The 7,108-nt window shown below is 37.8% G+C and carries 11 protein-coding genes and 1 pseudogene; 2 read left to right on the top strand and 10 right to left on the bottom strand.

The window, feature by feature from the left end:
* Nucleotides 1-238, top strand: a pseudogene (locus BLS58_RS17880) (IS1634 family transposase); the annotation flags it as partial.
* Nucleotides 239-280: 42 nt separating this feature from the next.
* On the opposite strand, the gene BLS58_RS16930 reads toward BLS58_RS17880, so the two are convergent.
* The 10 genes from BLS58_RS16930 to BLS58_RS16895 all read right to left on the bottom strand — a co-directional run bounded on the left by BLS58_RS16930 (nt 281) and on the right by BLS58_RS16895 (nt 6,661).
* Nucleotides 281-595 (bottom strand): site-specific integrase, encoded by a 315-nt coding sequence (locus BLS58_RS16930; RefSeq protein ID WP_245723234.1) that lies wholly within the window; start codon nt 593-595, stop codon nt 281-283.
* 1,532 nt (nt 596-2,127) lie between these two features.
* On the bottom strand, nt 2,128-2,253 hold the full coding sequence (locus BLS58_RS18240; RefSeq protein ID WP_281241026.1) for a hypothetical protein: 126 nt from the start codon (nt 2,251-2,253) through the stop codon (nt 2,128-2,130).
* Between the two features lie 109 nt (nt 2,254-2,362).
* A complete protein-coding gene (locus BLS58_RS16925; RefSeq protein WP_143018956.1) occupies nt 2,363-2,824 on the bottom strand; it encodes a hypothetical protein in 462 nt (153 codons plus the stop codon).
* An 893-nt stretch (nt 2,825-3,717) separates the two neighbouring features.
* The gene (locus tag BLS58_RS16920; protein WP_090400297.1) at nt 3,718-4,023 is read right to left on the bottom strand and encodes a hypothetical protein; all 306 of its coding nucleotides are present in this window, start codon (nt 4,021-4,023) and stop codon (nt 3,718-3,720) included.
* A 121-nt stretch (nt 4,024-4,144) separates the two neighbouring features.
* Nucleotides 4,145-4,756, bottom strand: a complete 612-nt coding sequence (locus tag BLS58_RS16915) for a YwiC-like family protein (protein WP_090400295.1) — start codon at nt 4,754-4,756, stop codon at nt 4,145-4,147.
* A gap of 190 nt (nt 4,757-4,946) precedes the next feature.
* A complete protein-coding gene (locus BLS58_RS16910; RefSeq protein WP_245723233.1) occupies nt 4,947-5,276 on the bottom strand; it encodes a type II toxin-antitoxin system PemK/MazF family toxin in 330 nt (109 codons plus the stop codon).
* Nucleotides 5,266-5,436, bottom strand: coding sequence for a hypothetical protein (locus tag BLS58_RS17775; protein ID WP_176764835.1), 171 nt, complete (start codon nt 5,434-5,436; stop codon nt 5,266-5,268). The genes BLS58_RS16910 and BLS58_RS17775 overlap by 11 nt, the downstream gene beginning before the upstream one ends.
* Before the next feature lie 156 nt (nt 5,437-5,592).
* Complete coding sequence (locus BLS58_RS16905) at nt 5,593-5,787, bottom strand: hypothetical protein (protein WP_090400291.1); 195 nt, start codon at nt 5,785-5,787, stop codon at nt 5,593-5,595.
* An 82-nt stretch (nt 5,788-5,869) separates the two neighbouring features.
* On the bottom strand, nt 5,870-6,037 hold the full coding sequence (locus BLS58_RS17770; RefSeq protein ID WP_176764834.1) for a hypothetical protein: 168 nt from the start codon (nt 6,035-6,037) through the stop codon (nt 5,870-5,872).
* Between the two features lie 372 nt (nt 6,038-6,409).
* A complete protein-coding gene (locus tag BLS58_RS16895) occupies nt 6,410-6,661 on the bottom strand; it encodes a DUF3923 family protein (RefSeq protein ID WP_090400287.1) in 252 nt (83 codons plus the stop codon).
* A gap of 159 nt (nt 6,662-6,820) precedes the next feature.
* On the opposite strand from BLS58_RS16895, the gene BLS58_RS16890 reads away from it, so the two are divergent.
* The gene (locus BLS58_RS16890; protein ID WP_090400182.1) at nt 6,821-7,015 is read left to right on the top strand and encodes a hypothetical protein; all 195 of its coding nucleotides are present in this window, start codon (nt 6,821-6,823) and stop codon (nt 7,013-7,015) included.
* The last annotated feature ends 93 nt before the right edge of the window (nt 7,016-7,108 follow it).

Below are 7,108 nucleotides of genomic sequence, written 5' to 3'. Positions count from 1 at the left end.
ATCTCATATCCTAATCAATTGGTTAGCACTCTTATTGATTCGAGTCGCGGAAGTCGAAACCAAACAAACGTGGCGAACCATCCGGAAAACGATGGAGCAGATGCATCTCGGCCATTATTCTTCTAAAAAAGGAGACTTTCAGCAGCGCACAGAACTCACTCATGAACAACGTCAAACCCTACGCATACTAGGGGTTGAGACCCCTCCCAAAGTTTTCGACATTCGGGCTAAAACATAGTTACACGCCACCTATGTCCAAAAATCCTGCAACCCGGCATTCCTATGCCCATCTGCGGGATTTTGTTTGCCTAGCGACTGTTGAACTCGAGTTTAAGATAAAACCTTCTTCGTGAGTCCATTTAAAAAACGACTTAATGAAACGTACCCGATGCCCCAAACTGGATGGCTTTAAATGTCCTCCAGCTTCGATCAAGTATTGTTTCAAGTTTTCTGTTGTAAGATCACCCATCAGGGTATCGCCAAAATAGCGCCTTAAAAGATCACATTGAAAGCCATACATTTTCAATGTCAGGGGAGAGTAACCTTCAATTCTTTTATCAGACTGATATTTTTCCCATGCTTCCGACAATAACAAGTTCTTCACGCTCCCATACTATGAATCAATTGATTTGACTCCAGCATGGTCTTTTTATATGAACTTTATTCAACAATCGAAATATACAATGAAGTACATTCCTTGAGTAATCGCGAACAGATAAGGCACTTATTCTTATTCGGGGCAAGCACCCTGTTAAAATTCAATTACTTCATAGCGTGCTCAGCTTCAATTTCCGCACTCAACTTGGGATATTGTTTCTCAAAAGACTTTACTACCTTTGTAGTTTTACGAAAAGCTTATTTTTTCACCTCACCATAAGGGATCCATATTTCTCTATCCCGAATCTGTTCATATAGAGTCGAAATAACTGTATCGCGATCATTCTGAGAGAGTTTCTTTGTTGTTCGTTTTTCTTTCATTTTATTGTGGTAAAGTTTATAAAGCTCCGCGACAATCCAATTCCTTTGACTCTCTTTCAATTGTGAAAAACGTTTGTTTGTTTAAAGAAGCTTTCCATTTACCTTTATATGGTTTTTCATTAGGAACCACCCTTTAAAATCTTACCTGATTTATTCTATAAAATTTTAATTCAACTGCTATTTTCTCATTTTACTTGAAGAAGGAAAAGAGCCTTTATATACAATGCGAGCGCTGATCCTTATTCCAGATAAGTTAGCAATAGGTAAGCGTTTGATGTTATCTCCGGCTTTTCCCCTGCTCCACATGGAGCATGCAGGATTTCCCCGCACTCCACGCTCCATCTAACGACATATACTAGATGATAAGTTCCTCGTTACCTTCACACAAGAGAAAAACTATTGCCCAAACAGAAAACTCTTGCCTGAAAGCTCGCACTGTGTAAAATCACACATTCCTACCCGATCGGTGCGATGCACGCTTGGAAAACCATCGTTCCATTCGCTAGACTTGGGGCTGTTCCTCCACTCCCATTACAGGAGATTCTTCGGTCATACCCCTACCCTCACAAAGATAAATGCTTTTCGACATATGTCTTATAGCAAACGTTTCGAGTGACAGCTCTTGTTTCAACGTTCCTTGCTTTCCAAGTCCCTTACAACGTAGCTATCGATACTGGACATAGGTGCTTCCTTTAAGCCTGTGAGCTGGATACCTCCGTCGTTTGGTATAGCGTGTTTCAGAGAGCGCATTTTTACTCCACGCCACTCACGTCATCGTTGGATGACTCATAAGTTTCCCTATGGTCAATCTCTAGACCCTTACATTCGGAAGTTTGTCAGTTCTTTTCAGTAAGAACATTCTCACCATATCCAGTTTTTCAGCCGCGCGGCATATCCGTCGGCATACCTTCTCATTGAAAGTGGCTCCAGCCTTCGTTCTGCCGAATCACCTGTGCTTCACACCCTAAGACCTGTCAGTCTTAACGCATGCAGGATCTGTTGACGGGATGGTTTCGGGAAACATGGTTCCGTCATTCCCATCCTCTGTTGTAAAGTTGGAATTTACGTTAATTCCCCGCATGTTCACGCTTCAAAGCGTTTATAGCGGAACTTGTCGCGCGCGCTCAATAACGGAATAGTCCTTTGATATTATTTCTTTAATTGTTTATTTTTACGGTGCAAAAAAATAATGCTTTGCACGATCAATATTCCGATACCGACTGTAAAAGCTACGACAATGGAGAAATAATGATTTGCAAAATAGCTGGCCCCCAATTAATAATCCTCCTTTTTTGGTTGGATGGATGCCTAACAATATCACTCACAGACTAGCAGAGGAATGCGTCATCCTTGTTCCGCATAAGCGCTTCTTTTGCGTAATAAATTACGAATAAACTAACGAGATTGAAACCAGAAGAAGTACGATTTTAGCCGCAATGGATAAAGTAATAATGCATGCTGATCGTGGTTTTGATATCTCCCACATGCCTCCGAAGTCTCCCCAAGGAGTTCTCGTTTTAATTTTCATTCCAATACTCAAAACTAAATATCCAACATATACCGCTAAAGCTGTCATAATGAGTGATATACTAAGTGAGGGTATCTCTAAAAGAAAGTTGAATATCGGAAATAAAGTTAAAATGACTATAAACTCTGCAACGAATCCCGCATTAATAAATCGAAATGAATAGCGCCCTTTGGGATCATGCTCAAAATATGCAGCTATATATTTTTCAAATTCAACAGGCGATATGAATTCCCCATCTTTTCTTAAGGCAACATACTGTGGAAACTTTCCCATTTCAATCTTCATATTTTGTTTAGGGATACCTATATATCGCCCCATGAGATAATGTCCCATTTCGTGAACCAAAGTAAGAATGACAAAAAACAAGCTGTTGAAGATTAAATAAAAGAAAAACAACCCGATTTTTAACCTCTCCCAAAATATTGCCGATCTTCAACGTGAAAGCCCAATCTCTTTTAAAGGTGGGCTACATCGAAACTGGACTGTATTTTTGATACAGTTCCATTCTGCAATCTACCCCAAAAATTCATGAAAGAGCGCGAGTCTTGTTCCGTTCTTGCGCTTCTTTTCTGGAACAAGGTTTAGACAAAAACTTTAAAGAAATAATATTGATATCACCAGAACCGAGCCTATAGCAGGCACAGATATAACTTTAATTAAATCCTTTTTCACTTCTCTTTCCAAAAAAGACCCCCCATAATATGGCCATTTTCTGGTATAACTTTTGTTCCATTAAAGCGCCTTGATTCAAGAAGATTGATCATTCTCCTAATGACGCTTTTGCCTTTTACCAGATGGTACAACCAACCAAATGACGAAACTAACTATGGACATAAATGCAGCAAGAGCAATATTGGCAGTACCGATGATGCTCACTTTATCCCTCCCTCAACACATATTCGATTAGTGCACTTCTATTGTTGCGGAATTGTCGCTGCTAAATAAGAGAAAAGAAAAAATAGCACTAATATACCTAACGACATATAAATCTTTACTTTATGGTCTCTGATGAAAATCACGAAAACAGTTAATATGAAAAAGATCAAAACGACGGCCAAAAGATAAACATTTATCGACCCACTCACATCGCCGCCTCCCCTGTTTTATCTTTCATCGATAATCTTCAATTGCCAGATTCCGGAACAATTTTTTTATTCCATTAAAGCGCTTCGATTCTGTAATTAAGAAAGTATTCAATAAACAAACTTGGACTAGAGGAAGAGTAAAATAAAGACCAAAATTAAAGCTACAAAAACCCAAAACAAGACATACCTTAAAATCATTTCCCTTTTAGATGGTGTTTCTTTATTTTGATAGTTACCATAATTACGTTTATGATCATCAGCATTTTTTTGAAGTACCGGGGCAATGGCTATGAAAAGTATCATTGTTGTTATGACAGGCTCCATCGGGATATTTAGATTCCAAAAGAAACTGACACCTAAAAGTAAGATTAAGACGATACCTGAGAAAGCAAATGCTTTTCCAGCTGTAATTAAATAATATTTAAGCGTCATCAACTCCCTCCCTCTTATTCCACAAAATGGCCTATTTTAAGACAACTTTTATTCCATTAAAGCGCTCGTTAATTGAAGAAAAGCAACCATTAAATTTATTACTTGTCCGCCTTTTTTCGAATTATGATTCACTCGCTTGTTTTACACCTTCATATGATGGAGTTATCATTAACACTATTAGATAAGCAAAAGGAACAAGCATTGATGCCAATACTGTCATAGCTACTCCAGTTCCATGTTGCGAGCTAATCGCTACTGCATAACCATAACTTGAAGGTCCAATAACTGCAGCCGCTAACAAAACAATCGCATAAATTTTCCCTCCAACAGAGTTTTTTCTAGGTTGTGTTATAACTCCTAAAAAATAGTTTCTTTTTATAATAGCAAGGGCTAAAACAAGGAAATAAACAATTAATAACAATAACCCTAACCATAAAGCCTCGTCATACACTCTCCATGTCATTATGAGCATAAAGAGTGCACTAATATTGAGAACAACTATATTATAGATAAATCTTTGCTTTCTATCGTGATGTCTCTTTGTTATAACATTGATTAATCCATAGATGATCAACAGACCAACTATGCTTGAAAGGAACCATGCATAGAACCAATCAAATTCAGGTGTTGCGATTGCAAAAATGCTCATTAGAACTGGAACACTTATGAGCCCCAACGCTCCTTTCCTCTCTGTACGCTCCCGTTCGCTTACTTCCTGCTGTTGATTCTGCATCCTATCAACACCTTTAAATTCCAAAAATTTATATGTACAGATAAATTCATCTCTCGAAGGGGATCACGATATCTCTCATATGACAAACCTCCCCCATCTGCGCATACTTAACCTAATAAGCCAATACTGAGCGCAATACCTGTTATTCCAGAATCGCGCTCGTTTGCGGAAGAACAAAAATTAAAAATTGCTAGAATAAATTTCTACACATATGAAGCACCCGCTCAAGATCATGCTTATGTAATTCGCCTATATAGCGTTTCAATTCAGATCCATGCACAGAAATAATTTTTGAAGTACGAGCTACAGATGGCTTCAGCAATCCGGAGTCTTTCCAATACTCTAAAGCAACATCAAATTGATTTCTGGGCTGCTGACTAGTAACTGGGGCAATGATGACATCCACATCTATTGCCAATTCATTACCGACAATAATTACAGGGCGTTGCTTAGTTTCGCGCTTTCCTTTAAAAAGGACTTCTGCCAACCAAACCTCGCCCTGTTTCGTCTTACTGCTCATTGTAAATGTCATCCTCCTCATTATCCCACCAAGCATAATTCTCACTTAGTAAAATAACATCTTTAGACATGTATTTTTCTTTAATTTTAGCAAGCACCTTTTGTCTTTCTTGCTCGCTCAACATGTCAATTTCCTGAATAATTTTATCTGGAATAGACATATGATACACCTCCATAAAGCTGTGCCCTTATTATATCTTATATTCGATCCAAACTAAAGTGTTCAACGGTCCACCTACGGAGGAAATATTTCCGTCCTTATTCCTGATATGCGCTTCGTTTGCTTAAATAAATTCTTTAATAATCATGACTACAAATTACTGTTCACAAGATACTGACCAATTTAAAGCTAACACATCTACATTTTCCTCTGTAATAGTTCCATTGCTTTCCACACAAGCACTTTTTGCTTCTATAAATCCGTTGTAGCTTAAAGCAATACTAATTGTCATCATAGCCGTGACCGTAAAAATTAACCCGATAAGCACATTTCTTATCCTTTTTGATCTCATCGAGTTGCCTCCTCTTTAACACACAATTCCTACTTGTTCGATTAACGCGCTTCGTTAATTGATTACAGAAGATCCTGCCTTCTTAAAATAAAGTAAACCAAATCATTTGCAAAACATCTCTCGTAAATAAGTAAATAAAGGTCACAATCATCGCTGCGGGGAATGTAATAAGCATAAGCTTTCCGACGGATAGTGACTCATATATCTCCACCAAGCGATCAAGAACAGAATTATAATTTAGCTCGTTCATAAGCGCCTCCCTTTACTGATGCATATATGGAATAAAATCCTCACTGGGAATGTAACTTTCGTTCTTCCATCAAGCCCTTAATATTAGTATATATAGCATAAATCCCTGCTACTATTGTAAATGCGGCGAACCATAAAGTAGGGTTGAACAAAACATGGAAAGTCGCAATAAACACGGGGACAATCACGACAATTGCGATCATATTTCGGACATAATCATGCATTTTACCATTTCCTTACCAAAAATCATTCCCATTTTTTGATCATATTCCTCTTATGTGGTGCAATTAAACTCTCTGGACCAATAAGATTATGCTACAATATACTCTATTCTTTAGGAGAGCGCCATCCCTGTTATTCCGCAATCGCGCCTCTATTCTTGAACAGTCATTTCTTTATTTCTTTTATTTTTTACGACTAACATTACAACTAACCAACCAATCTGAATGAGCAAAGGAATTATAAAAAGCATCGCTAAAACCAAAATATTTAACATAATAATTCCAGGCGTTTGAACCGCACCAGTTGCATCTACGTCTCTTTGTGCTAACAAAATCGACCCTGATGCGAATAAAGCCAACCAAAAAGCATTTACGATCCACCATGCAATCCAAGCGAATTTCATCCAAAATAACCCCTTTAGCGTCATACTTATTCCGCAAAAGCGCTTCGTTTGCGGAACAGTCTTGTCCTATTCAGTTAGTATGAAAATAACAATGTGGAAACAACTGATATTATAATTAAACCAACAATCTGATATAATTAAAAATAGGCGGTGATTCTTATGTTGAAGCAACAAAATAATGAATCCAAACGAAAATATGGCTGGGTCGACAAATGGGCTAAGATGACCGGTGAGCGAGCAAGAATTGATGCCAAAGCAAATAAGACATATATTATATATGAAAAAAACGGAAAGCTTGTTAAAGAATTTCCTAATGGCCACATTGTTCCATTCAATAATGATGGTGAAGCCTAATGCATACGCATCAACCAATATTCTTTGTATTTGCGGGTAATAACGGTAGTGGAAAAAGCACTTTTCGAAATTTGATTATCGATAAAATTGGTG

This window comes from Natribacillus halophilus, from assembly GCF_900100185.1.
Lineage (GTDB): Bacteria > Bacillota > Bacilli > Bacillales > Marinococcaceae > Natribacillus > Natribacillus halophilus.
Note: the sequence above shows the minus strand (reverse complement) of the source record. Positions and strands in the feature narration are given on the sequence as shown.

What these genes read in the sequence shown, in the direction of transcription:
- BLS58_RS17775 (WP_176764835.1), bottom strand. Translation starts at nt 5,436, where the DNA reads ATGTCTATTCCAGATAAAATTATTCAGGAAATTGACATGTTGAGCGAG.
- BLS58_RS16925 (WP_143018956.1), bottom strand. Translation starts at nt 2,824, where the DNA reads ATGGGGCGATATATAGGTATCCCTAAACAAAATATGAAGATTGAAATG.
- BLS58_RS17770 (WP_176764834.1), bottom strand. Translation starts at nt 6,037, where the DNA reads ATGAACGAGCTAAATTATAATTCTGTTCTTGATCGCTTGGTGGAGATA.
- BLS58_RS16920 (WP_090400297.1), bottom strand. Translation starts at nt 4,023, where the DNA reads ATGACGCTTAAATATTATTTAATTACAGCTGGAAAAGCATTTGCTTTC.
- BLS58_RS16910 (WP_245723233.1), bottom strand. Translation starts at nt 5,276, where the DNA reads ATGAGCAGTAAGACGAAACAGGGCGAGGTTTGGTTGGCAGAAGTCCTT.
- BLS58_RS16895 (WP_090400287.1), bottom strand. Translation starts at nt 6,661, where the DNA reads ATGAAATTCGCTTGGATTGCATGGTGGATCGTAAATGCTTTTTGGTTG.
- BLS58_RS16890 (WP_090400182.1), top strand. Translation starts at nt 6,821, where the DNA reads ATGTTGAAGCAACAAAATAATGAATCCAAACGAAAATATGGCTGGGTC.
- BLS58_RS16905 (WP_090400291.1), bottom strand. Translation starts at nt 5,787, where the DNA reads ATGAGATCAAAAAGGATAAGAAATGTGCTTATCGGGTTAATTTTTACG.
- BLS58_RS16915 (WP_090400295.1), bottom strand. Translation starts at nt 4,756, where the DNA reads ATGCAGAATCAACAGCAGGAAGTAAGCGAACGGGAGCGTACAGAGAGG.